The following is a 25289-nucleotide window of genomic DNA, read 5'->3' on the forward strand; positions in this document are numbered from 1 at the left end:
CCCGCCCGAGCCCGAGGCTGAGCCATAAGCCGCTCCGCGAGGACTTTGGTGCGAGCTAGACAATGCCAGCCTGTGACAAAGTTATTTTTGCGGGAGGGGAGAAAATGCGGAAAGCCAGTTTAGCCGGGCTAATCATGTTTTTCCTGCTGCTGCCGTGGGGAACGGCCTGGGCCGGGCCGGCGGCGAGTTCACTTCTGGCCCTGTTACCACCGGAACAGGCCAGGGCAGCAGCATTAACCCGGGGAGGCTTTGCCGTCATGCTGGCGGCAGCGGCCCGGCTTAAAAGTGAGGCTGCTGGCGACAACCTGCCCGGAGACGTCCCGGCCGGTAGCTGGTATGCCCCGGCTTTAAAAGCCCTCTGGCAGGAGGGGATGATCCATGGCTATCCCAACGGCACCCTGCGTCCCGACCAGGAGATAACCACCCTGGAGGCTGTTATTCTCACCGCCCGGGTCCTGGGATTACCCAATGAGATCAGCTCGCCTCCTACCGGACTGCAAGCCGGAGATATACCCTACGGCTTCAACCAGTATGCCTTTTTCCAGCGCCAGGGGTTACTGCCGCCGGGGGGACCAATGGCCGTCCTGGCACCGGCAGCCGCAGCCGGCTGGCTGGCAGAAGTCTTTAGCTCAGACCCCAGGGCGAAAGATCTTGTGGATAAATGCCGCCAGGCCCTGGCCCGCCAGCAGGGTATTGCTACCCGGGGGGAGGCCAGCATTAAATTTCACAGCCGGCCGGGTTTGCCGGCTACGACGGAACTGGACCGGCTGGCAATTAAGGGAGAGGTTCGCAATGAACTTCTCCTGCCGGGGCAAATGCACCAGGTTGCTGCCCTGGAACTGGAAGGCCGTAAGACGCTGCGCGTAGAACAGGTTGTTAGCAATGGCAGCCTGTACCGCCGGGTTACAGAGGCTCCGGGCCAGCCCGGTGACTGGCAACAGTTAAACCTGGCTCCCGATGTTACCATCTTAATGCGCCAGCAGCAAAACCTGGGACTGCCGGCAGGAATTTTCCCCTACTTGCACTATCGCTACCTGGGAGCAAGCAAAGTTGCCGGCCAGGAGGTCCTGGGGATCAGTTTTTATACCCGCCTCAATACACCCGGGAGTGTTACCGGCCTTTTACCGCCGGCAGCCCTGGGCGAGGGCCTGGAAGCCTACCTGAACCCGCCTGGCAAACTTGTCCGCTCCTTTTCTTATTGGGGTTTAGTTTACGTCAATCCCCACACCTTTTTACCCGTCAGGAGCGTTATTAACCTTATCCTGGCCTTTGCCCCAGCTTACCGGGGGCAGCCGGCACCTGTGGCAGCCATGGAGATGCGCTACCAGGTAGACAGTTATACCTATCAGGCCATCAAGATTAACCTACCGGTTCCGGTGCCGCCGCCAGTAAAGGAACACTAGCAGGATGATGCCCGCGACGATAACCACATCAAAGCGGTGGAAAAGGGGACCCAGGGCTTCCCAGTTGGCCCCCAGCTGGCGGCCGATATAGACCAGGAGGATGGACCAGGGCAGGGAGCCCAGGAAGGTGTAAATGACAAAGCGGCCGAAGGGCATGGCGGCAATGCCGGCCGGCAGGGAAATAAAGGTCCGGATGACGGGCATCAGCCTGGTAAAGAAGACGGTTGCTTCGCCGTAGCGCTGAAACCACTTTTCCGCTGCGGCGAATTCTTTTTCGGAGAAAAAGACATAGCGGCCATACTTTTTTAAGAAAGGGCGTCCCCCCCGGAGACCCACAAGGTAGGCGATAATAGAGCCAATGGTACCGCCAAAGGTACCGGCCAGGACGGTACCCCAGAAACTGAGCTGGCCGGTGCTTACCAGGTAACCACCAAAGGGCAGGATAATTTCGCTGGGGAGAGGTATACAGGCGCTTTCAATGGCCATACCTATGGCTATACCTGTATAGCCGAGGCTGGCAATGGCTGTGGTAATGGCCAGGAAAATTGGTGCCAAAAAGTTCATCACCGCTGGCTTCTCCTTCCGTGGATGGCAGTAGGGGGAACTGAAAGGCTGCGCATGGGTGTAGTATCTGGCGTCCGGGATAATTATACCAGGCCTGGCGGTAGCCAACAAGGCTTTAAGCCTGCGCCGGGCAGGCAGGAAAACCTGTCTTAAGGTCGAATTATTTTCAAGTGCAGTCATTTAAATTTTGTTTAATTTTTTAAAGTATGACTGAAGGAATTGGGGGGATTAATGGCGAATACATATTAAAGCCTTCCCTATAACTTCAGCAAAGGGGGATCTGCATGATGATAAAGAAAGGGAAAAAGATAGTTGCCGTGCTGTTAGCTGTAGTCCTGGCGGCCAGTATGCTGGCAGGCTGTGGCGGCAATAAGGCCCAACCGTCCGGCAATGCCGGCAACACTGCCCAGAGCGAGGGCCAGAAAGCGGCTGCCAAATTTAAGGTAGCGGCCCTTTTGCCGGGACCCATTAACGACGGTGGTTGGAACGCTTCTGCCTATGACGGCATCAAGAAGGCCGAAAAAGAACTGGGGGCTGAGATAGCCTACCGGGAAAGCGTGCCCCAGTCGGACTTTGAAGAAGCCTTCCGGGCCTACGCTTCCCAGGGTTACAACGTCATCATTGGCCATGGCTTCCAGTTTGGCGATGCTGCCAAGAAAGTAGCCAAAGAGTTTCCCAAGACTACCTTTTTAATTACCGACAGCAGGGTTTCCCAGGAGCCCAACGTTGGCTCCTACAGCGTCCTGGCCAAACAGGCCGGTTTCCTGGGCGGTGCCCTGGCGGCCTTGATGACCAGGTCGGGCAAGGTGGCCTGTGTCGGCGGCCTTTCCATCCCGCCGGTTACCGATACCATTGAAGGATTCAAAAAAGGTGTTAAATATGTCAACCCCAAGGTTGAGGCCATGACGGCCATTACCGGCAGCTTTGAGGATGTGGCCAAGGCCAAGGAAACTGCCCGGGCCTTTATTGAAAACGGTGCCGATATCATTATGCACAACGCCGACCAGGCCGGCCTGGGAGTTATCCAGTCGGCCCAGGAAAAGAAAATCCTGGCCATCGGTGTCATCAAGGACCAGAGCGGTATCGCCCCTGACACCGTCTTCGTCAGTGCCTACCGTAATATTGCCGACGGTATCGTGTACATGCTGAAGCAGGTCAAAGACGGCCAGTTTAAGGCCCAGTTCTATCCCCTGGGCGTGAAGCAAAATGTCGTCGGCCTCTACTGGAACTCCCAATTGCAGAGCAAAGTGCCACCCGAGGTTAAGACTAAGATTGAACAAATTATCAACGACCTGAAGGAAGGCAAAATCGATATCGACAGTCTCCCCCAGTAAGACTTGAGCGACCGGGCCGGTTCCCATGGGTACCGGCCCTTGCGTTTGTACCTGGTCGTGCCAGCTCTGGTAGCCACGCCCTGACAGTACCCGCTGCTTGCCGGGCGAAACTCCGCCTTACACCAGGGCCGGCCTGGCAGCCCCCAACCTTACGACCAGCTTATTGCCCGGGCGAAACCCTGCTTTATGTCCGGCGGCCAGCCGCCTGGCGACCTTTACCTGGCAAACCTGCGCTCCCATCCCCTCGCTAGTCGCTCTTCCTGCCACACCCGGCGCTCCGGCTGCTACCTGCCGGGTGAGGCCCCTCTTATCCCCTTTGCTATCGCCCTTCTCCGGACCGGCGCTTCCTGTTACAATTCCATCGGTAATCCCTGCTTTTACCCCCGCTTTCCTGCCCGGACAACCTTCTCTTTTGGCCCGGCTTACGCTATAATAGCCTTATCGTATTAACGTTTAAATAGCAGGGGGAGGAGCAAGGCAGCTTTGTCAGTGGTAGAACTGCTAAAAGAAAAAATCTGCCAGGAAGGGCGGGTCATTTCCGATGATATTCTTAAAGTGGATTCCTTCTTAAACCACCAGATTGACCCGGTGTTGATGTTAGAGGTGGGGCAGGAGTTTGCCCGCCGCTTTGCTGGTACCGGTATTACCAAGGTCCTGACGGTGGAAGCCTCCGGGATAGCCGTAGCCCTCATGACGGGTTTGAGCCTCCAGGTACCGGTGGTTTTTGCCAAGAAAAAGCAACCTTCCACCATGGAAGGCGATACTTACTGCGGCCGGGTACGTTCTTTTACCAAAGAGGAGGTCATAGACATAGTAGTGGCCGGCAGTTACCTGGGACCGGAGGACCGGGTGCTGATTATCGATGATTTCCTGGCCTCCGGGGAGGCGGCCAGGGGACTGTTAAAGATTATCGACCAGGCCGGGGCCACCCTGGTGGGTATCGGCACTGTCATTGAAAAGGTCTTCCAGAGCGGCGGCGAGACTTTGCGGGAGCAGGGCATCCGGGTGGAGTCCCTGGTGCAGATCGGCAGCCTGGCCGGGGGGCAAATTGAATTTTTAAATTAATTTTACACTGGCCAGCAGGATTTTTTTACCGGGCGGCGAAGATCTAAACTAAACAACTGAATTAGATTACTTCCGAGTTGTCGCTTCCCTCCGGGAAGGGCAAACGTCAGGGCCGGGGAGCAATCCCTTGACCTGCTATTGGGCAAAGGAAGGTACTCTTGGGAAGAGGGAGTACCTTTTTGTTATTCAGGCCGGGATGCAGCGCGGCCGTCCAACCGCGGTTTAAGTATCCCCATCCGCTGTTAGCGGCCGGGTGACCTGACCAGCCTTTCATCCTGCTCCCCGAGGAGGTGAGAGCCGCAGAAGAGAAGTAAAAATGTCGCATTTATACAGCAAATCTCGAAGGGAGGAATTATTTTGGCTAAACTACTGGTCGTAGATCAGGACAAGTGCACTGCCTGCCGCCGCTGTGAACTGAGCTGTTCCTTTAAACATACCGGTGAATTCAACCCGGCGGCGGCCCGGCTGTCGGTGGCAGCCTTCCTTGATGATGATTATTACCTGCCGGTAGTCTGCCAGCACTGCGATGAGCCCGCCTGCCAGGCCGTCTGCCCGGCCGGGGCCATCAGCCGTGATGAGAAAACCAATGCCGTGGTGATTAACGAGGACCGCTGCATCGGCTGCCGCATGTGTATCATGGCCTGCCCCTTTGGTGCGGTTGATTATTCGGTAGCGGAGCAGAAGGTAGTCAAATGCGACCTCTGCCAGGGCGAGCCGGAGTGCGTCCTGAACTGCCCCTGGGGCGCCCTGGAGTATAAAGAACCGGCCGGCCAGGCCCTGGGCAAACGGCTGCAAATGGCCCGCAGGGTCCAGGCTGCTCTACGGGAGGTGGTCTAAAATGTACGGCTGGGTTGGTCAACTGCTGAGGGTTAATTTAAGCAGCGGCGAGTGCCGGGTTGAAAAGTTAGATCCTGCCCTGGCCCGGGATTATGTTGGCGCCCGGGGCCTGGCCAGCAAGATCCTTTATGATGAAGTTGACCCGCAGGTTGATCCTCTAGCACCGGAAAACAAACTGATCTTCATGACCGGGCCCCTGACCGGGACCATGGCCATTTCCGCCAGCCGCTATAACGTCGTCACCAGGTCGCCCCTGACGGGGGCCATTGCCGCTTCCAGCTCCGGCGGCTACTTTGGCGGCGAGCTTAAGTATGCCGGCTTTGACGGGATTATTTTTGAGGGCAAGGCAACCGAACCTGTTTACCTCTGGATTGAAGATGGCGCTTACGAGCTGCGCCCAGCCGGGGAGCTGTGGGGGAAAAATACTCACGAGACAGAAGAGGCTATCAAAGCAGCCACCTGCCCCAATGCCAGGGTGGCCTGCATCGGCCCGGCGGGGGAAAAGCTGGTGCGCTTTGCCTGCGTTATTAATGATAAGCATCGGGCTGCCGGCCGTTCGGGTGTCGGCGCCGTCATGGGCTCGAAAAACCTGAAGGCCGTCGCTGTCCGTGGCCATGGCGGCATTAAGGTTGCTGACGGGCCGGCTTTCCGGGAAGCGGTCCTGGCGGCCCTGGCCAAAATCAAAGCCAACGACGTTACTCACGGTGGCCTGCCGGCCTACGGTACCGGTGTGCTGGTCAATGTCATCAACGCCCACGGCGGCCTGCCGACTCGTAACTTCCAGACTGGCATTTTTGCCGGGGCGAGCAAGATCAGCGGTGAGGCCCTGGCCGAGAACTACCTGGTTCGCAAGAAGGGCTGCCTGGCCTGCCCCATCGCCTGCGGCCGCGCCACCCTGGTGCCCCGGGGCCCCTATGCCGGCCACGGCGAAGGGCCGGAGTACGAAGCTCTCTGGTCCCTGGGTGCTGACTGCGGTGTAGACGACCTGGCGGCGGTGACCAAAGCTAATTACCTGGCCAATGAGCTGGGGTACGATCCTATTTCCTTCGGCGCTACCCTGGCCTGTGCCATGGAGCTTTATGAGAAGGGCTACCTGCCGGCGAAGGATACAGAGCTGCCTCTGGAATTTGGTAACGCCGCTGTGCTGGTAGAAACGGCCCGCAAGGTGGGTTACCGCGAAGGCATCGGTGACCTCCTGGCCGAGGGCTCCTACCGCCTGGCCGAACGTTACGGCCATCCGGAGCTCTCCATGAGCAGCAAGAAGCAGGAATACCCGGCCTATGACCCGCGGGCCTTCCAGGGTATCGGCCTGAATTACGCCACCGCCAATCGTGGCGGTTGCCACGTACGGGGCTACACCATTGCCTCGGAGGTCCTGGGCATCCCGGTGCAGACTGACCCTCATTCGCCTGAGGGCAAGGCGGCCCTGGATAAGGCCTTCCAGGACCTGACCGCCCTGGTAGATGCCAGCGGTATGTGCCTCTTTACCACTTTCGCCCTGGGAGCGCCTGATATCGTCAGCATGCTGGCGCCGGCCACCGGTGTACCCTACACGGAGGAAACCGCCCTCCTTGCGGGTGAAAGGATTTATAACCTGGAGCGCCTCTTTAATTTTAGTGCCGGCCTGACTAAAGAGGACGATACCCTGGCACCGCGCCTGCTGGCAGAGCCCATGCCCGAAGGGCCGGCCAGAGGCAAGACTTCCGCCTTGGCGCAGATGCTGGCGGAATACTATCAAGTGCGCGGCTGGGACGAGGAAGGCCGGGTCACGGCAGCCACCATGGAAAGGTTAGGATTGGCTTAAATTAGCTTATGAAAACATGGACGCCGGCCAGGGCGCTTCCTTGATCAAACAACCCTGTTTCTTAGGGGAGCGTAGGAGATGGAAGTAGAACTTTTGAGTTTCTTGCAGCGGGCGGCCGGGGAAAGCCGGGTAGAGGTGGAAGCAGCTACCGTCGACGAACTCCTGGCTGCCCTTATCTCCCGTTACGGGGAAACTTTCCGCCGGGAACTCATGACCCCGGGGGGAAAGCTGAAGCCCGGCATAGCCATCCTGGTGAACGGCCGCAATATCAACTTCTTGCAGGGGCCGGCCACTCCTTTAAGCCCGCGGGACAAAGTAACCATCATACCGCCGGCGGCAGGTGGATAAGGGCTAATATTTACCAGAGAAAGTTGGTGGCTGACGCCAGTGTATTACCTCATTATCGGCAACAGTGCTGCCGGGGTGGCCGCGGCCCGGGCCATCCGCCGCACCGATCCTGGTGGGAATATAACGATAGTAGGCGATGAGCCTTATACCTACTACGCCCGTGTCCTTACGTCGTATTACCTCGGCGGCCTTATACCCAGGGAAAAACTCTGGCTGGCAGGCGAAGAATGGTACAGGGAGCAGGGGATCCGGCTCATCCCTGGCCGGCGGGCGGTGGCAGTCGATCCGGGAGGCAGCAGGGTGATGCTGGCTGACGGTAGTGAGCTTCCCTATGACCGCCTGCTGGTAGCCACCGGCGCGGCACCCCAGCAAATTGACGTTCCCGGTAGCAACCTGGCCGGTGTTTTTACCCTGCGGACCCTGGACGACGCTGCCGCCATCCGCAAATTCGCCCGGCCCGGGGGGCAGGCGGTGGTCGTCGGCGGCGGCCTAGTGGGCATCAAGGCCGCCGAAGGCCTCCACGCTAGGGGGCTCAAAGTGCGCCTGGTGGTATCCTCGGGCCGGCTCCTTTCCCAGGCCCTCGATGATACCGGCGCGGAACTGGTGCGCCGGGCTATGGGTGCCGCTGGATTTACCGTTCACCTGCGGGAAGATGTCATCGCCCTGGAAGGCCGGGAAAAAGTAACGGCCGCCGTCCTGCGCTCCGGGGCTGTGGTACCGGCGGATGTCGTGGTCGTAGGTAAAGGGGTGCGGCCTAATGTAGACTTCTTACAGGGCAGCGGGATAGAGGTGGACCGCGGTATCCTGGTGGATGATTACCTGGCTACAAGCATTCCCGGCATCTACGCCGCCGGTGACGTCGTCCAGGCCTACGACCGCGCCTGGCAATACCGGCGCCTCAACGCCGTCTGGGGCAACGCCGTGGAGCAGGGCCGCCTGGCCGGGTTTAACATGGCCGGCCACCACACGTCCTACCGCGGTGGTATCGGCCAGAATTCCCTGGTGGTCAGCGGCCTGGGGGTCATCAGCGGCGGCATTGTCAACCCGCCCGGTGAAAAGGAAAGCCGGCCGGCAGGGGGCAGGATGGAACAGGCCGGCAACGGTAGTGCGGCCTACCCTCCGGGCGAGGGCTACCAGGTGCTGACCCGCCTGGACGAAAAACACTCTTATTACCGCAAAGCCGTTCTCCAGGGCCGGCGGCTGGTTGGCATGGTCGCCGTAGGGCCGCCGGAAGGTGCCGGCAGCTTCCAGTCCCTCATCGGCCGGGAAGTAAAAGAAAAATATATCGCTAGTTTCCTGGACGGCAGCTTCACCTGGGCCATGGTGGGGCGGTGACTTACGAGAGCGGGGTAGAACCCGCTCTTAGTTTGTTAAGGGAGGTTTTATTCAGCCAGAAATTATGCTAAACTAAAACAAAGGAGCGTGATAAAGCCAGAATTGCGGCCATGGAAACACGGCTTACGTGGAGGCTATTTGCCTTCTGGATAGGCCTGGCAGCTTTTTTCTAATGGAGTGGTAAAAGTATTTCTGGCCAAGTAGGGGATCACAGGGTCCCCTTTATCACAAGGTGAGATCAGTATGGATAAAAGAATCTATGAGCAATTAAAAGACTACTTTAGCGAGCAACAAAGTATACGTATGGCTTTTTTATTTGGTTCCCGGGCCAAGGGGCGGGCAGGAGCCGAGTCAGATGTAGACCTTGGGGTATACCTTGAGCCTGGTTATACCAGGCAGGATATTTATCAGATGTGGAACGAACTCGAGGATATGCTGGGAACAAAGGTAGATTTACTTGTCTTAAATGAGGCGACACCCTCTATGGCCTGGGCAGCACTAAAGGGCAAGCGTCTTTATATCAGGGATCAAAGTTTTTATATCCAATATCTGCTGGATATTTCCCGGGAAGCTGAAGATTTCCAGCAATATGTACTCGATTGGTGGCGCTGGCGGATGAAAATCAGGGGGGCGGTGTAAAGATGGCACCGATTACTGATGAACAGGTAATTTCTATTGTTCGCCGCCTCAGGTTTATTGCAACTGAATTAGAAGACATTAAGGCCTATGCTCAGATGGATTATTTTCAATACCAGAGCGATCGGAAAAGCCGCCGCGATGTGGAGCGGATTATCGAAAACCTGATCAACGCCGCCCTGGATATCGCTAAAATTCTTATAGCCGGTGAAGACCTGGAAGTGCCGGAAACCTACCGCCAGGCCTTTATCCAGCTCGGTGAAGCGGGGATTATCGACAAAGAACTGGCCCTGGCCCTTGCTGAAAAGGCCAGGACAAGGAATATTTTAGCCCATCAATACCTGGATATAAAATGGGAACTTATCAAAGATTTTTTAGCTACTGGTATTGCTAATATGGAGCAGTTCAAGCAACAGGTAGAGCAGAGGTTAATCACTTTGCGGGATTAGGTGTCTTTGGGAGTGATATTATGTCCTACCTGGGCCTGGTAGCTCCCTATGCGGGCCTGGCCGAACTGGCAGGACAGGTGTGCGCGGAGCTGGAAGAGGACGTAACTATTACCGTCGGCGACCTGGCGGAAGGGGTCAAGGTGGCCCGGGAACTGGCGGCCAGAGGGGCGGAAGTCATTATCAGCCGCGGCGGTACCGCCACGGCTATCAGCCGCTATGTTGAGGTGCCGGTGGTGGAGATTGCCGTCAGCGCCTTTGACCTGGTCCGGGCCCTGGCCGAGGCCCGGGAACTTGGCCAGTACATCGGCGTTGCCGGTTTCCGCAATGTCATTTACGGCACCAAAAGCCTGGAACCGGTCCTGGGGGTCCATATTGAAGAGTTAATTATCGAAGCGGAAGAGGACGCGGCCGGGATTATTGCGGAAGGCAAAGCCAGGGGGCTGGAGGTCATCGCCGGCGATGCCGTATCCGTCCGGTCAGCCCGGGAACTGGGGCTCCAGGCGGTACTCGTCACCTCCGGCAAAGAGGCCATCAGCCAGGCCATCCGCGAAGCCAGGGAGGTAGCCCTGGTGCGCCGGCGGGAACGGGCCCGGGCCGAGCAATTGAAAGTGATCCTCGATTTTGCTTATGAGGGCATTGTGGCCGTCGACCAGGAAGGCTGCATTACCCTGGTCAACCCGGCAGCCGAAAAGATCCTGGGCCTGGCGGCCCACCGGGTAGTGGGACGGCCGGCGCGGGAAGTCTTGCCGGGCGTTCCCCTGGACCAGGTACGGCAGTCCGGGCAAAAGCGCCTGGGGGAACTGCACCGGGCCGGTAATACCCTGGTAGCCGAGAACGTGGTCCCGGTCATTGCCGGGCGGGAAATTGTCGGTGCTGTAGCTACCTTCCAGGATGTCAGCTACCTCCAGACCGTGGAAACCAGGGTCCGCCAGGAACTCTATCTTAAAGGTCATGTGGCCCAGTTCACCTTTGGTGATATTGTCACTCAAAGCCCGGCTATGGCCCGGGTTATCGAGCGGGCACGCCAGTTTGCCGCTGCTGAAGCAACAATCTTAATCACCGGTGAAACCGGCTCCGGCAAAGAAATGGTGGCCCAAAGCATTCACAACGCCAGCCGGCGACGGGAGGGCCCCTTTGTGGCGGTTAACTGCGCCGCCGTGCCGGAAAATTTGCTGGAAAGCGAGCTCTTCGGCTACGAGGAAGGGGCTTTCACCGGGGCCCGCAAAGGGGGCAAAAAGGGCCTCTTTGAACTGGCCCACCGGGGCACCCTTTTCCTGGACGAGATCGGCGAGCTATCTTTAAACCTGCAGGCGCGGCTGCTAAGGGTACTGCAGCAAAAGGCCATCATGCGCGTCGGCGGTGACCGGGTGCTACCGGTGGACGTGCGCATCATCGCCGCTACTCACCGCAACCTGGAAGAGGCCGTGAGCCGGGAAACCTTTCGCCGTGACCTCTATTACCGTTTGAATGTGCTGCATATTAAACTGCCTCCTTTGCGGGAACGTTTAGAAGATTTACCGTTGCTCATTAAGACCCTGGCGGAAAAAATCAGCCGGCGAACCGGGCGCCTGCCGCCGTTATTCAGCGAGGAAATTATCGCCCGTTTACAGGCTTACTCCTGGCCGGGCAACGTCCGCGAACTGGAAAACATCATCGAGCGCCTGGTAGTCCTGCGCAGCGGCCAGGAGGTGCAGCCTGCCGACCTGGAGGAGATTTTAGGGCCGGCAGAAAGCCGGCCGCAGGCCGGCCTGCAGCTCACCCTCCACGGCACCCTGGAAGAAATGGAGGCGGAAATCATCCGCCAGACCCTGACCCTGACCAATAACGATAAAGACGAAACCTGCCGCCGCCTGGGCCTCAGTAAAACCACCCTCTGGCGACGGCTGAAGAGCTGGCAGGTGGGAGGCCAGGGGCGGGTCAGCGGTATATGAAATTGCAGAATGAAATATACTATTTCATAATGAAATATACCCCGAACTATGGCCAGAGAAGCGATTCGTCTGGCCATAGGTTTTTACTATTCCTTTCAAAATGAAATATTGCGCCTTGCCATAAAGACCGGTATAATAACCGCGCTTCAAAATTATACGCCAATATTGCCCTGGCACGCTTCTTGCAATATAAAATGAGTGACTGCCGCACCGGAGCGAGGGTAATAAATGGAACGCATAGCCATTATCGCCGACGACTTAACCGGGGCCAACGACACCGGCGTCCAGTTTTGCCAGCACGGTTTCCGCACCCTGGTTATTATCGATGCCGATACCATCGGCCAGGTGGGCGGGGAGAAAGAAGTGCTGGCCATCAATACTGACACCCGCCACCTGACAGCAAAGGAAGCCTACCAGCGCGTTTATGATATAGCTTTAAAACTGAAAGCAACTGGCATCAGCCGGATCTATAAAAAAATTGATTCCACCCTGCGCGGCCATCCCGGCGCCGAACTGGAGGCCGTCATGGACGCCTGGCCGGCAGACCTGGCCCTGCTGGTACCGGCTTTTCCGGCCAATCGCCGGGTAGTGCAGCAAGGCTATTTGATAATTAACGAAAACACGGGAGCGGCAGTAACTTCGGAAGATAATGGCATAACTGTTGGGGAGTCTGCCAGCTGCCATGTTCCTACTATCCTGCAGCAGGAGATGCAGCGCCGGGTAGGGCAGGTCGACCTGGCCACAGTACGCCGGGGAGCGGCCGCCCTGATCACCGCCCTGGAAGCGGCGCAAAAGACCAGCCAGGTCCTGGTCCTGGATGCCGCCAGCGAAGATGACCTGCAAATAATTGCCCGGGCTATCGGGCAATTACCCCGGAGTGTAGTGGTGGCCGGGGCTGCCGGCCTGGCCGCCCATTTAAACCTGGCCTGGGACCTTAAACCTGCACCCCCATTTTCCCTGCGGCAAGAAGGGGTTGTGCTCCTGGTCGCCGGGTCGCGCAACCCCGTCACGGCCCGGCAGGTGCAGCGGCTGGCCACCTTCAGTTCCTGCCAGCCGGTCCTGGTAAATACGGCCGCCATCCTGGCCGGTGCCGCCAGGGAAGAAGTAGAAAGGGTGCTGCAGGAGGCTGGGAAACTGGCAGCAGGTAAAGGGCCGCTGATGATCACGGTGGCCAGCATGTTCCAGGGGAAACCGGCTTGCCGGGAATCCGTACCGGCGGCAACGGGGAATGAAAATAGCAATCATGGTAATGGCGGCAAGGCTATTGCCGCAGCCCTGGGCACCATTACCGCCCGTCTCCTGGCCATGTATAAAGTAAAGGGCCTGGTGGTTACCGGTGGCGACACCGCCGTCCACGTCTGTCGCAGTTTAAGCGCCAGGGGGATCAGTCTGGCCACCGAACTCCTGCCCGGCATCCCCCTGGGCTACCTGGAAGGCGGCCCGGCCGCTGGCCTGCCCATTGTCACCAAGGCCGGCGGTTTCGGTCCCCCGGAGGCCTTTATTAAAGTATTTCAGTATTTGAGTCGGACGGAAAACCAAAATCCATAGAAAAAATAGGCAGCCAAAATGACGAAAAAAGGAAACGAGAGATCATCTGTCCCATATAAACCCTGGGAAAGACCAAACATAAAAGACTTTAAACGGAGTGAAATAACAATAATGCCCAGACCTTTAATCGCCATCAGCGTTGGTGACCCCTGCGGCATTGGCCCTGAGATCACGGCCAAAGCCCTGGCCTTACCGGAAATCTACGAACAATGCCGGCCCCTGGCCATAGCCGATGCCGGCCTGATGTGCGAAGCTGTCAAGATTGCCGGGGTAAACCTGGCCGTGAGGGCCGTAACCAGTCCCGGTGATGGGCGTTATGAATACGGCACCATTGATGTCCTGGACCTGCAGAATGTAGACTTAAACCAGCTTGAATACGGCAAAGTAACTCGGATGGGGGGTGAAGCTAGCTTCCAATATATAGCGAAAGCTATCGAACTCGCCCTGGCTGGGGAAGTCGACGCCGTCACCACCGGCCCTATTAATAAAGAAGCCATCAACCTGGCCGGGCACCATTACGCCGGCCATACGGAGATTTTCGCCGAACTGACTAGGACGCGGGATTATTGCATGATGCTCATTGATAAAAATTTTCGGGTTTCCCACGTGACTACCCATGTAGCTTTTAGCCAGGTACCACTGCTAGTGAAAAAAGAGCGGGTGCTGAAGGTAATTGAATTAACCCATAACGCCTTGCTAAAAATGGGCATCGCCAGCCCTCGTATCGCTGTAGCGGGCCTCAACCCCCACGCCGGCGAGGACGGCCTCTTCGGCCGCGAAGAGATCGATGAGATCAGCCCGGCCATCGCCGCCGCCCGTAGCCGGGGTATGCAGGTAGATGGCCCGGTTTCCCCGGACACCATCTTCGTCAAGCTCCGCGGCGGCCAGTACGACGCCGTGGTGGCCATGTACCACGACCAGGGCCATATCCCTACTAAAGTTATTGGCTTCCAGTACGACAACGCCACCGGAAAGTGGGGCTCTGTTGCCGGCATCAACATCACCCTGGGCCTGCCTATCATCCGTACCTCCGTGGACCATGGTACCGCCTTTGGCAAAGCGGGTAAGGGCACGGCCAACCCGGAGAGTATGGTGGATGCGTTGAAGATGGCGGTTATGTTGGCGAGATATTAAAGGAAATTAATTTTAGCATAGAAAATTAAATAGGGTGATATGATGAACGCTTATGAAACAGCGTTACGAGCGCTAAGATTTGAAGAAGTTGACTATGTTCCCGTAGTATTACCTCTGGTAGGAGCCATTTATGCTCGTTTAGCAGGTATTCCGGATGAAGAGTATTATGCAGATCCTGTAACGATGTTAGATGCTCAAATATGGTTTTATGAGCAATTACCTGACGTTTTTACTTTTCCTGGTATCTGGCCGGATTTTGGTGCTGTAGCAGAATTAGGAGGAATGGGTGCAAAGATAGTTTTTTCCAAAGATGCACCGCCATATTTACATGATCCAATTTTGAATGACGTAAAGGATATAGCTAGTTTTCAACCCCCGGACCCCCAAAAGGCCGAATTTACAGCCAGGAACTTAGAGTATCTTAAATATTTTTGCCAGAATCTTCCTGATAAGCTACGTAAAAAGTACGGCTTTTTAGATGGTCATCTTTTCTGCGGGGGCCCCGGCGAAATAGCCGCTCTCATTTTAGGTTACGAAAAATTTTTTTATGGGATATATGATTTTCCGGAATTAATCCATGAGTTATTACGTAAAGTAACAGACTTTATTAAAGCTTATCTCCAAGCTCAAATGGAAATTGTAGGCTCGCCCAAACGCATCTATGTATGGGATCACTTACCCGGTATGCTTAATTATCAAATTTATGCCGAATTTGTCCATCCTTATCTTTATGAGGTCTTTGAATTCGTGAAGGAAGCAGAAATCAGGTTATACCATAATGAAAATAATTACCCGCATTTACTTGATTTAATCTCTGAAATACCTTGCAATGTTTGTCATATTGGACCCAAACATAATCTTTTACAAACCAAAACTAGATTAAAAAAATGTGTAATGGGAAATTTGCACCCCATAGTTGACCTGCTCCAGGCATCTGAAGAAGAATTACGCCATCGTTGTAAAACCATGATTAAAACTGCTGGTCAGGGGGGAGGGTTATGGCTTTCTACCGCCGGGGGTATGGCACCGGAAACTACTATTGAAAAGATAAAAATAATCATTGATGTGGCCAATGAAACTTATGTAAGGGGGATAACAGGTTATAGGAGGTGATAAAGTTCCGGGCAAATATATTGAAAATACAAGAATAGAGTAAACGACGGTTGCTAAAGGGTTGAGATTTTTAACAATGCGAGATAGGAGGTTGAAAGTTATGACAAAAAAGTTTTGGGCCGGGTTATTAATGGCAAGCTTGATATTTTTAGTGGCTGGGTGCGGTACAGGTGGCAAAACACCAGAGAAACAAACAACGGAAAACAAAACCCAACAAAGTACTTCCGGTGCAACAGAAAAGAAGGTATTGCGTCTGGGTACGCATCTACCTGATGAACATTCCGTAACGAAGACAGGCCATAAATTAGCGGAATTAGTAGCCCAGAAATCTAACGGCAAAATAGAGATCAAAGTTTTTCCCAATGGCACTATTGGCGACCAGCGGGCCTTAGTAGAGGGCATGCAATTGGGTACTATTGATATGAGCATCAATGATGCTGGGTTGTTGTCTAATTTTGACCCTAAATGGGGAATTTGTGACTTGCCCTACTTATGGAAAAGCTATGATCATGTCCGCAAAGTTGAAGATGGTGAAGTCGGTAAAACGCTACAGGAGGGTCTGTTAAGCAAAGGTATTCGTTCCCTGGGCTGGATGGATTCAGGCTTCCGGAACCTTTTTGTGAACAAGGAAATCCGTAATTTACAAGATTTAAAGGGCATGAAAATTAGGGTACCCGAAGCCCCGGTTTACGTGAAGACTTTCCAGCTTCTGGGCGCTAATCCGACGGTAATACCGTGGGGAGAGGTATATACTTCTTTACAGACTAAAGTAGTAGAAGGTTTTGAACAACCTAATGAAGCAACTTTCACTAATAAGATGTACGAAGTAACGAAGTATATGGTTAAAACGGGACACCTGTATACTGTTCTTTCAATAAACATTAGTGAAAAGACATGGCAAAAGTTATCCCCTGAGGAACAAAAAATTATTGCCGACGCAGCTAAAGAAGCAAGCGCTTATGGCCGCAAATTGGCCGAGGAACTTGATAGCCAATATGGTCAAAAATTAGTAGAAAAGGGCATGAAAGTTATTGAAGTAAATAAAGATGAATTTCAAAAGGCCGTCCAACCCCTGTGGAAAGAATATGGCGATAAAGTGGGAGCCAATGATCTTATCCAAAAGATCGTTGCAGCAGGGAAATAGAACTATTTTGAGGATTGATTGAATGGGAAGGGGAGCCGTAGCTCCCCTTCCAGCGAGAGGGGAAATTTAATGATAAAAAAAATCACCTCTATCATCGATACTATTCAGTTTCTTTTATTTGTATCTTTTGTTTCAATCTCGTTCCTGCAGGTGTTCTTTCGCTACGTTCTCAATAACTCCTTAACCTGGGCCGAAGAAATAAACCGGTATATGTTTATCTGGTTGGTCTTTTTGGGTTCAGCTCTATGTATACAACGGCGGACCCATATTGGTGTTGATCTTTTAATTAGTAATTTTAAAGGCCTTCCTAAAAAAGTTATCTTAACTATAAATGATGTTTTAATTATAGGTTTAATGCTAATCCTTTTCCGGGAAGGCCTAGCTATTTTACCGACTTTATGGATGCAATATTCTTCAGCTTTAGGTATACCTATGGCTTATATATACGCTTCAGTGCCCGTAGGTGCAGCTCTTATGGGTATCTATAGTCTATTAGATATCTGGCGTATCTGGTATGAAAATGAAACCGCCAGTACTGAAGGGCAGGTTGATTAATATATGTTAACTGCCTTATTTATAAGTTTTCTTGTCTTATTAATTCTAGGGGTTCCTATTGCTTTTAGCATGGCAATTTCCTCGGTAATAGCTTTAATGTTTTCTTCAGTTCCCCTCTCGATTACAGTACAACGAATGATTACTTCGATAGATTCCTTCTCCTTAATGGCTATCCCCTTCTTTATGCTGGCTGGTGAATTAATGGATAGCGGTGGTATCTCACGCCGGTTGGTTCGTTTTGCTCAGGCTTTAGTAGGTTTTATACGCGGTGGCCTTGGCATGTCATGTGTTGTGGCCAGCACAATATTTGCCGGGATTTCAGGATCGGCTTCGGCTGATACTGCGGCTATTGGCTCCATTCTTATTCCGTCCATGGTGAAGGCAGGTTATCCTAAGGGTTATGTTGCCAGTCTACAGGCCTGTGCTGGCTCTTTAGGACCAATTATTCCTCCGAGTTTAATTATGATCATTTATGGCTCAATTACGGGACTATCAATTGGCAAGCTTTTTCTGGCGGGGGCTATTCCTGGTATATTAATTGCTTTAGGCTTAATGCTGGTTAATTACTGGCAGGCCAAAAAATTAGGTATCACTGCAACTGGTAAATTTGATTGGAGAGAACTGGGTCAAAGCTTTATTGAGGCCATTTGGGCCCTTATTGCTCCAATTATCGTCGTTGGCGGTATTTTAGGGGGCGTATTTACGGCCACCGAAGCCGGAGTTATTGTGGCAGTATATTCGTTTGTAGTAGGTTACTTTATTTACCGCGAGTATTCTTTAAAAGATATACCCCGCATTTTTATGAAAGCAGCCATGACTACCAGTATGGTAATGATTATTGTGGCCGGTGCAGCTATCTTCGGCTGGATTTTGGCCAACGAACAGTTTCCGGAAATAGCTACTAGCTGGCTCCTCTCTTTATCAAATAATCCTGACATTGTGATGTTATTAATTATTGCCTTCTTGTTTGTAGTCGGATGTTTTGTGGAAACAATCGCTGCAGCCATTATTTTGATACCTGTTCTTTTTTCCATAGGGAATCAATTTGCTTATGATCCCATTCATTTTGCCACCGTAATTGCTATGTGCCTGGTCTTAGGGGGTATTACACCACCTGTGGGTGTACAACTTTTTATCACTTCAGCCATTGCCAGAACTACTATGAAAGAAACACTTAGATATTTATTGCCCTTCGCCCTGGTGCCCTGGGGAGTAGTCTTATTAACAGCATATTTTCCAGCTCTGGCAAAATGGTTGCCCGGTCTGGCTTTTGTTAAATAAAAAGGAGGCATAAAATGCAAACCTTCCTTGATAAGTTTATTAGCTTAAAAAATTCTTCACGTAATGAACGGTTACGAAGTGATCAATCACCTGTTACTTTTCATGTTGGCCTGGGGCGCAGCGTCTGGGGGCGCTTGCTGGGGTTTAATCTTCTAGATTACTTCAACGATCCGGAAGTTGCTTTGGAAAGCCAGATAAAATGGAAACTTTTCTGGCATGACGAAATACCTGATGATACCATCATTGAACCAATTATCGGTATAGATTATGGCGTAGCATTAGAACCTTCGCTGTTTGGCATGGAGCCCGTATTTATGGCCGAATCCGATCCCTGGTACGGGGATCCTGTGCTTGCAAATCGCTCTGATTTAAGCCGCTTGAAAATACCTGATTTCTATCACAGCGGTTTAATGCCCCGGATCCACAGGGATTACGAGGAGATGCAAAGATTGACCGGGGGCCAGGTGGAAATCAGATTTCCGGGCTGGGCCCGGGGCCCCTGGAGTGTGGCCTGCATGCTCCGCGGCTTTACCAATCTTTATTTAGATTTAATGGATGATCCGGCCTTTGTTCAAGACCTGCTGGCTTTTATAACCCAAAGCCGTAAAGAATGGGAGCAAGAGCGTTGCCGTTTTTTAGGCATTGATATAAAAGATAGGGCTTATGAATGGCAATATGTTGTTTATCGCCATGTGGCCAACTCTGAACTTTTTAACGATGAAGTTGATGGGAATCTATTTTCCCTGGATATATATGCAAAGTTTATCTACCCTTATGAAAAGGACCTTAATAATTTTTATGGAGGTACAAGGTATTATCACAGTTGTGGCAACTTGACTCCCTTTCTCAGGCTGTTGAAGGAGCTAAAGCCCCAACTAATGCATATTAGCAGTGCCACTAATCTGGCTGAAGCCCATAAGACTTTTGATTCTGACACAAAGTTCCAGTGTTGCATGCAGCCGGTGAACGATGTTCTAATAGCTACCCAAGAAGTTATGGCTGACAGAATAAAAGCTATATTACACGCTGCACCCGGGAGGAAACTGGAAATTTGGGCTGATGCCCTCTATGAGGGCGACCATGATACCCTGGCGAAGGTTCGCTTGTGGTTGGAAACAGCCAGGAAAGTTTATCAACTAATTTAGCTTTTATCGCCTGCGGCGATAAATATAAAAATTACTTTGGAGGTTGCAGTATCATGCGGAACGTGTGGAAGTATGCTATTGCCGGGCAGGTTATTTTTGGGCCCGATACTTTGACCGAGTTGCCATCGTGTTTAAAGAAATTAAATGTCAACAAGCCTTTTATAGTTACGGACAAAAATATCGGCGGTTCAAGAATAGGGTTGAGGATAAAAGAGGTACTGGCAGGATTTGATTATGTTTTCTGGGATAACGGTATACCGGAACCAACGACGAGGACAGCTATAGCCGCGGCTGCCGTTTTGCAAGAGCAAGGATGCGACGCAACCATCGGCCTGGGCGGCGGCAGCTCCATAGACGTTGCCAAAGCCGCGGCTATCCTGGCTACCTTTGGCGGCAACCCGGCTGATTACTTTGACGAAAACAAGGTGCCGGGCCGGACCATTCCTATTATCGCCATTCCAACTACCGCCGGGACAGGTTCAGAGGTTACCCCGGTGTCGGTCCTGGAAGACGAAGAAAGGGGCTTGAAAGGTGGTATAACTGACAATAATATCCGCCCCTGGGTGGCCATAGTTGATCCCTTATTGACTTTAAGCATGCCCCCGCGGGTAACAGCGGAAACCGGCATTGATGCCCTTGGCCATGCCGTGGAGTCTTATATAGCTGTATCTAGTAAATACTTGCCCCCGGACAAAGATTATATTTTCGGCGGTTCGACCGAATTAACCGAGGTCCTGGCAGAAAAAGCAATCGGCCTGGTGGCTAGAAACCTGCGCCTGGCAGTATTCCAGGGTCAAAATGAAGAAGCCAGGTACAACATGTCTTTAGCAAGTTTAATCGCCGGGATGGCCTTTGGCAATTCCGGTCTCGGCCTGGTTCACGCATTTAGTTTCCCCCTGGCAAAACGCACTCACGCTTCCCATGGTTGTTTGATTGGCTTGATGTTGCCATATGTGGTGGACTTTAATTTAACGGCCTGTATGCCTAAACTGAAGCGCATTGCTGAACTCTTCGGGGAAAGCGTAGCCGGCCTCTCTGCAATAGAAGCGGCCGGCAGGGGTGTGGCAGCTATTAAGAAGTTACAGGAAGATATCGGCATCGCCACCCGCCTGCGGGAAATAGGTATAAAAGAGGAAGAGCTACCTGCTATTGCCGCGGAAACCATAAAGATCGAGCGGTTGGTCAGGGGTAACCCGCGGCGAGTGACCGAAGCGGATCTGATTGAAATACTGAAGGCAGCGTTTTAATTCATTTTTTGAGGGGGCATAAAAGTGGACGTGACAACATCTTTGTCAAAAGAGCAACTAACAAAAATGTATTATGACATGTGGATTATCCGTAATTTTGAGGAGAATTTGCTTGATTTATACCAGAAAAACCTGGCCTACGGCGGCATGCATGTCAGCGTTGGTGAAGAAGCAATTGCCGTCGGTGCCTGCGCTAATTTAAAGCGGGAGGATACCATTGTCACCAGCCACCGCGGTCACGGTCATTGTATTGCCAAAGGGGCCGACTTGAAAGGCATGATGGCCGAGCTCCTGGCTCGCAAAGATGGCCTCTGCAAGGGTAAAGGCGGTTCCCAGCATATCGTCGATATGTCTGTGGGCGTCCTGGGGGCGCAGGGTATAGTCGGCGCAGGCTGCGGCATTGCCGTAGGTTCGGCCCTCTCGTTTAAGATCCGGGGACAGAAAAACGTATGCGTAAATTTCTTCGGTGATGGTGCCGCCAATACCGGGAGTTTTCATGAATCCTTGAATATGGCTGCCTTGTACAGCCTGCCGGTAGTTTTTATCTGCGAAAATAATGGTTATGCGGTCAGTACCTCATTCGCTCGTTCGACTAAAATTGACAAGATATCCGTTAGAGCCGGCAGTTATGGCATGCCCGGCGTGACAATTGATGGTAACAATATCTTCGAAGTCTACAAGACTGTAGGGGAAGCAGTCGAACGTGCCCGCCAGGGTGATGGCCCGACCCTGATTGAAGCAGTTACCTACCGCTGGTATGGCCATTATGTAGGCGACCCCTGCACTTACCGGCCGCCGGGAGAACTGGAAAGGTGGAAGGAAAAGGACCCGATTTTATTCCTGGAAAAATACCTGCTGGCAAATAAACTTTGCCGCCAGGAGGAGATCGATGGGTTAAAGGCTGCTGCCGGGAAAGCCATTGCTGAAGCCCTGGATTATGCCCTGGCCAGCCCGGAGCCGGAACCTGCCGATCTATTCACAGACGTTTACTTTGAAAAATAAATGGGGGAAGGGGTCGTAGACAATAATGCGACAGATTACCATGGCCGAAGCCATTAATGAAGCTTTGCGGGAAGAGATGCGCAAAGATCCAAATATGTTCATCCTGGGGGAAGAGATAGGATTGCGCGGCGGTGCCTTTACGTGCACCAAGGGGTTAATGGAGGAATTTCCCGGCCGGGTCCTGGATACCCCTATTTCTGAGTCCGCCATAGCAGGAGCAGCCTATGGAGCCGCCCTTACCGGGACCAAGGCCGTAGCCGAATTCATGTTTTCTGATTTCAGCTTTATCGCTATGGACCAGATAATCAATTCCGCCGCCAAGAGCCGCTACATGTTTGGCGGCCAGGCAACTATACCGGTAGTCTTCCGCATGTCCAGCGGTTCCGGGCGCCAGCAGGCGGCCCAGCACTCCCAGAGCCTGGAGGTACTCTATGCCCATATCCCGGGTTTAAAGGTGATTATGCCTTCTACTCCTTATGATGCCAAAGGCTTGCTTAAAGCGGCTATCAATGATTATAATCCTGTGGTCTTCCTGGAACCCCGCGTCCTGTATTTTAAAAAAGGCGAAGTGCCGGAGCAAGAGTATACTATCCCTATCGGCAAAGGCGATATCAAGCGTAGTGGTGAAGATGTTACGGTAGTGGCTACCGGGGTGATGGTAGAAAGGTCCCTGGCCGTAGCCGAAAAGTTAGGCCGGGAGGGCATAAGCGTCGAAGTAATCGACCCGCGGACTATAAGACCCCTGGATACGGAGTTAATTGTGGCATCCGTTAAAAAAACGGGCCGCCTGATAGTAGTCCACGAAGCACCGCGAACTTACGGGATGGCCGGCGAGATTATCGCCCTGGTCATGGAACAGGCTTTTGACTACTTGAACGCGCCCCCGCAGCGGGTGGCGGGTCATGACGTGCCCATCCCCTATAACCGCAACCTGGAAAGGCTGGCCATTCCTTTGGAAGAAGATATTGAAGCTGCGGTACGGAAATCCCTGAAGTATGCATTTTAGAAGCATAAGGAGGCATAACAACTTTGGCTACCCTGGTTCTTTTACCCAAGCTCGGTGTTACCATGGAAGAAGGAAAAATCGTTAACTGGTGCAAGCAGGAGGGGGAAGAAGTAAATGAAGGCGACATTCTCTTTGAAATTGAAACCGATAAAGTAACCATGGAAGTAGAAGCCAGGGAGGCAGGTATTCTGCGGAAGATTCTCATTGCCGAAGGTGAAACGGTGCCGGTAACTACCCCCGTGGCCATTATCGGCTCGGCCGATGAAGATATCAGCGAGTTATTAGGTAGCGGCGACCATGTACAAACAAACGCCGGCCAGGCAAGGGGGGCAGCAATGCCGGGGATTGAAGAAGAAAGACCGGGAGCAGCACCAAAAGATAAACCCATCCTGGCCACACCCCGGGCGAAGAAATTGGCCCGGGAGAAAGGTGTTGACCTCAGCAAAATTGAGGGCTCCGGAGAAAATGGACGGATTATTGAGGAAGATGTAATCAAATACCTGGAGTCGACCTCCGCACAAAAGGATTCTATCCCCCTGGAAGGCATCAGGAAGATCATAGCCGAGCGGTTATCCCGGAGCGCCCAGGAACGTCCCCATGTTTACTTTACCAGAGAAATAGATATGGCAACCTGCCTCAAGCTCAAGGATGAGCTTAATTATAAAGTAACCCTGACCGATTTCTTTGTCTATGCCGTGTCCCGGGCCTTACGCGAGTACCCGGCGATCAATGTTACCCTGGTGGGAGATGAAATCCTCCGGCATGCTGAAGTGAATGTTGGTATTGCCGTGGATGCCGGTAGAGGTTTAATCGTGCCGGTAATTAAAAACGCCGATAAGAAATCCCTCCAGGAAATTGCCGCTGAACGCACCAGCCTGGTGCAGCTGGCCCGGGAAGGCAAATTAGCAGCCGACCAGGTAGAGGGAGGAACATTTACCGTTAGCAACCTGGGCATGTACGGCGTAGATGAGTTTACGGCCATTATTAATCCCCCCGAGAGCGCCATCCTGGCTGTCGGCGCTACCAGAAAGCGCCTGGTAGTAAGCGGGGAAGGGGATATCAGGATCAGGCCGGTAGCTAAAGTCACCCTGGCGGTAGATCACCGGGTCATTGACGGCGCCCTGGCGGCCAGGTTCTTGCAGGCAGTGACAGGGCTTTTAGAAAGCATTTCCCTGTGACCGGCTTCCCAACTGCTATCAATTTTGAAAAAGAGGTAAAAGGAATGAGTAACGCCGAACTAGAGCGCCTGGTAGAGGAAATGGTCGAGGTTGTCCATAGTGATCGCAATGCATACAACGCCCGGTTCTGGCGGCCCCAGCCACCCTGGGCTAGGGGTAACTGGCGCGGCCTGCCGGCCCTGCGGGCTGGCGGCCCGGTACCCTTTGTAGTAGAACCTGATATTTCCCTGTGGGCCGTCATCCTCGGCCTGGATATACCGCGTTTCTGGAGCGAGCCCGAGGCTTACCTCGCCGGCCAGCTAAAGATGAACCTGCATAAATTCAGGGTTTTTCAGGATAATACTCATTTTACCGGCGAGGTAACCCCCTGGCCGGGGGTTGTTTTTGAATTAAGTTTATTTGGCATTCCCGTTGTCTGGCATGAAGATCGCGGTCCCTGGATTGCCAGTGAACCGGTGTTAAAGGAATATGATGACCTGGACAGGTTGGAGATGCCCGATTTTTATAAGAGCGGGCTGATGCCCCGGGTCCATGAATTCTATGAACGCTTTAATGAAATAGTTAAAGGCAGGTTACCGGTGATTTTCCCGGACTGGGTGTTTGGCCCCTTTGGCGTGGCCATGCACCTGCGGGGCATGCAAAACTTACTGATGGATACCATCCTCAATCCTGAATGGGTACAACGCTTATTACGCTTTATTGTTGACGCCCATAAAGAATGGAGCAAGGCCAGGGCTAAATTTATCGGCCAGCCCATTACCAAGGCTAAATTATATAACGATGAAATAGACGGCAATGTCATCAGCCCGGCCCTCTATCAAGACGCTATTTTACCTTACGAACGGGAATTAAGCGATTTTCATGGGGGTATTGTCTACTTTCATAGCTGTGGCAATTTGACTAAACTACTACCCGTAATCAGGAAGCTCCCGGACCTGGAAATGCTCCATATCTCGCCGTGGACAGATCCGGGAGAGGCGTTAAAGTTATTTGCCCCGGAAGTGGCCTTTGATGTTTGCCTGGACCCGGTGGACGATGTAATTGAAGCCAGCGAGGAGCAGATGCAAAGCAAGCTGGAATACCTGGTCAATTCCCTGCGGGGTAAAGCAGCCTTCAGTATCCGGGCCGATGCCTTCCAGGTGATGAATGACCATCCGGAAGATGATTACAAGAAAATTTTACGCTGGTGTGAAATTGCCAGGCTGGTAACCGGGCAAAGTTAACAAGGCG

Annotated in this window: 24 protein-coding genes; 22 read left to right on the plus strand and 2 right to left on the minus strand. The window is 53.0% G+C overall.

Translation table 11 applies throughout. The features are described 5' to 3' along the window. Window positions 1-104 precede the first annotated feature (104 nt). Entirely contained in the window at window positions 105-1403 is a 1299-nt protein-coding gene (locus tag MGLY_RS10680) for an S-layer homology domain-containing protein (RefSeq protein WP_170291030.1), read from the plus strand. Here the strand turns inward: MGLY_RS10680 and MGLY_RS10685 are convergent. Further along, window positions 1365-1967, minus strand: coding sequence for a DedA family protein (locus MGLY_RS10685; RefSeq protein WP_156276370.1), 603 nt, complete (start codon window positions 1965-1967; stop codon window positions 1365-1367). The genes MGLY_RS10680 and MGLY_RS10685 overlap by 39 nt on opposite strands. Window positions 1968-2251: 284 nt before the next feature. Here MGLY_RS10685 and MGLY_RS10690 point away from each other — a divergent pair, with 284 nt between their 5' ends. Further along, window positions 2252-3301 carry a BMP family protein gene (locus MGLY_RS10690; RefSeq protein WP_156273700.1) on the plus strand — a complete coding sequence of 350 codons (1050 nt, stop codon included), beginning with the start codon at window positions 2252-2254 and terminating at the stop codon, window positions 3299-3301. Window positions 3302-3418: 117 nt separating this feature from the next. Here MGLY_RS10690 and MGLY_RS18545 read toward each other — a convergent pair whose 3' ends face one another. Beyond that, on the minus strand, window positions 3419-3541 hold the full coding sequence (locus MGLY_RS18545; RefSeq protein WP_277997847.1) for a hypothetical protein: 123 nt from the start codon (window positions 3539-3541) through the stop codon (window positions 3419-3421). A gap of 243 nt (window positions 3542-3784) precedes the next feature. On the opposite strand from MGLY_RS18545, the gene MGLY_RS10700 reads away from it, so the two are divergent. From MGLY_RS10700 to MGLY_RS10795, 20 genes are all read left to right on the plus strand, one after another. Continuing rightward, window positions 3785-4366, plus strand: a complete 582-nt coding sequence (locus tag MGLY_RS10700) for a xanthine phosphoribosyltransferase (protein WP_156273703.1) — start codon at window positions 3785-3787, stop codon at window positions 4364-4366. A gap of 357 nt (window positions 4367-4723) precedes the next feature. Then, window positions 4724-5203, plus strand: a complete 480-nt coding sequence (locus MGLY_RS10705) for a 4Fe-4S dicluster domain-containing protein (RefSeq protein WP_156273705.1) — start codon at window positions 4724-4726, stop codon at window positions 5201-5203. A 1-nt stretch (window position 5204) separates the two neighbouring features. Continuing rightward, window positions 5205-7007, plus strand: a complete 1803-nt coding sequence (locus MGLY_RS10710) for an aldehyde ferredoxin oxidoreductase family protein (protein WP_156273707.1) — start codon at window positions 5205-5207, stop codon at window positions 7005-7007. 78 nt (window positions 7008-7085) lie between these two features. Further along, on the plus strand, window positions 7086-7355 hold the full coding sequence (locus tag MGLY_RS10715) for a MoaD/ThiS family protein (protein WP_156273709.1): 270 nt from the start codon (window positions 7086-7088) through the stop codon (window positions 7353-7355). A 39-nt stretch (window positions 7356-7394) separates the two neighbouring features. Next, on the plus strand, window positions 7395-8690 hold the full coding sequence (locus MGLY_RS10720) for an NAD(P)/FAD-dependent oxidoreductase (protein ID WP_156273711.1): 1296 nt from the start codon (window positions 7395-7397) through the stop codon (window positions 8688-8690). 243 nt (window positions 8691-8933) lie between these two features. After that, on the plus strand, window positions 8934-9329 hold the full coding sequence (mntA, locus tag MGLY_RS10725; protein WP_156273713.1) for a type VII toxin-antitoxin system MntA family adenylyltransferase antitoxin: 396 nt from the start codon (window positions 8934-8936) through the stop codon (window positions 9327-9329). Window positions 9330-9331: 2 nt separating this feature from the next. Next, a complete protein-coding gene (gene hepT / locus MGLY_RS10730; protein ID WP_156273715.1) occupies window positions 9332-9775 on the plus strand; it encodes a type VII toxin-antitoxin system HepT family RNase toxin in 444 nt (147 codons plus the stop codon). Between the two features lie 20 nt (window positions 9776-9795). Continuing rightward, window positions 9796-11706 (plus strand): sigma 54-interacting transcriptional regulator, encoded by a 1911-nt coding sequence (locus MGLY_RS10735; RefSeq protein WP_156273717.1) that lies wholly within the window; start codon window positions 9796-9798, stop codon window positions 11704-11706. Window positions 11707-11934: 228 nt separating this feature from the next. Then, the gene (locus MGLY_RS10740; RefSeq protein WP_156273719.1) at window positions 11935-13254 is read left to right on the plus strand and encodes a four-carbon acid sugar kinase family protein; all 1320 of its coding nucleotides are present in this window, start codon (window positions 11935-11937) and stop codon (window positions 13252-13254) included. A 111-nt stretch (window positions 13255-13365) separates the two neighbouring features. Then, a complete protein-coding gene (pdxA, locus tag MGLY_RS10745; protein ID WP_156273721.1) occupies window positions 13366-14388 on the plus strand; it encodes a 4-hydroxythreonine-4-phosphate dehydrogenase PdxA in 1023 nt (340 codons plus the stop codon). Window positions 14389-14427: 39 nt separating this feature from the next. After that, window positions 14428-15501: a uroporphyrinogen decarboxylase family protein gene (locus tag MGLY_RS10750; protein WP_156273723.1), complete on the plus strand. Its 1074-nt coding sequence runs from the start codon at window positions 14428-14430 to the stop codon at window positions 15499-15501. A 100-nt stretch (window positions 15502-15601) separates the two neighbouring features. Beyond that, window positions 15602-16645, plus strand: a complete 1044-nt coding sequence (locus MGLY_RS10755) for a TRAP transporter substrate-binding protein (protein WP_170291033.1) — start codon at window positions 15602-15604, stop codon at window positions 16643-16645. Between the two features lie 69 nt (window positions 16646-16714). Continuing rightward, window positions 16715-17200, plus strand: a complete 486-nt coding sequence (locus MGLY_RS10760) for a TRAP transporter small permease (protein WP_156273727.1) — start codon at window positions 16715-16717, stop codon at window positions 17198-17200. Window positions 17201-17203: 3 nt separating this feature from the next. Then, window positions 17204-18481: a TRAP transporter large permease gene (locus MGLY_RS10765; protein ID WP_156273729.1), complete on the plus strand. Its 1278-nt coding sequence runs from the start codon at window positions 17204-17206 to the stop codon at window positions 18479-18481. A gap of 14 nt (window positions 18482-18495) precedes the next feature. Next, complete coding sequence (locus MGLY_RS10770; protein WP_156273731.1) at window positions 18496-19626, plus strand: uroporphyrinogen decarboxylase family protein; 1131 nt, start codon at window positions 18496-18498, stop codon at window positions 19624-19626. Between the two features lie 53 nt (window positions 19627-19679). Then, on the plus strand, window positions 19680-20873 hold the full coding sequence (locus MGLY_RS10775) for a hydroxyacid-oxoacid transhydrogenase (protein ID WP_156273733.1): 1194 nt from the start codon (window positions 19680-19682) through the stop codon (window positions 20871-20873). Window positions 20874-20897: 24 nt separating this feature from the next. After that, window positions 20898-21875, plus strand: a complete 978-nt coding sequence (locus MGLY_RS10780) for a thiamine pyrophosphate-dependent dehydrogenase E1 component subunit alpha (protein WP_246187308.1) — start codon at window positions 20898-20900, stop codon at window positions 21873-21875. A gap of 25 nt (window positions 21876-21900) precedes the next feature. Continuing rightward, entirely contained in the window at window positions 21901-22881 is a 981-nt protein-coding gene (locus MGLY_RS10785; RefSeq protein ID WP_156273735.1) for an alpha-ketoacid dehydrogenase subunit beta, read from the plus strand. Window positions 22882-22904: 23 nt separating this feature from the next. Continuing rightward, window positions 22905-24059 carry a dihydrolipoamide acetyltransferase family protein gene (locus MGLY_RS10790; protein WP_156273737.1) on the plus strand — a complete coding sequence of 385 codons (1155 nt, stop codon included), beginning with the start codon at window positions 22905-22907 and terminating at the stop codon, window positions 24057-24059. Between the two features lie 44 nt (window positions 24060-24103). Then, window positions 24104-25282: a uroporphyrinogen decarboxylase family protein gene (locus MGLY_RS10795; RefSeq protein WP_156273739.1), complete on the plus strand. Its 1179-nt coding sequence runs from the start codon at window positions 24104-24106 to the stop codon at window positions 25280-25282. Window positions 25283-25289 lie beyond the last annotated feature (7 nt).

Source organism: Moorella glycerini, from assembly GCF_009735625.1.
Lineage (GTDB): Bacteria > Bacillota > DSM-521 > Neomoorellales > Neomoorellaceae > Neomoorella > Neomoorella glycerini.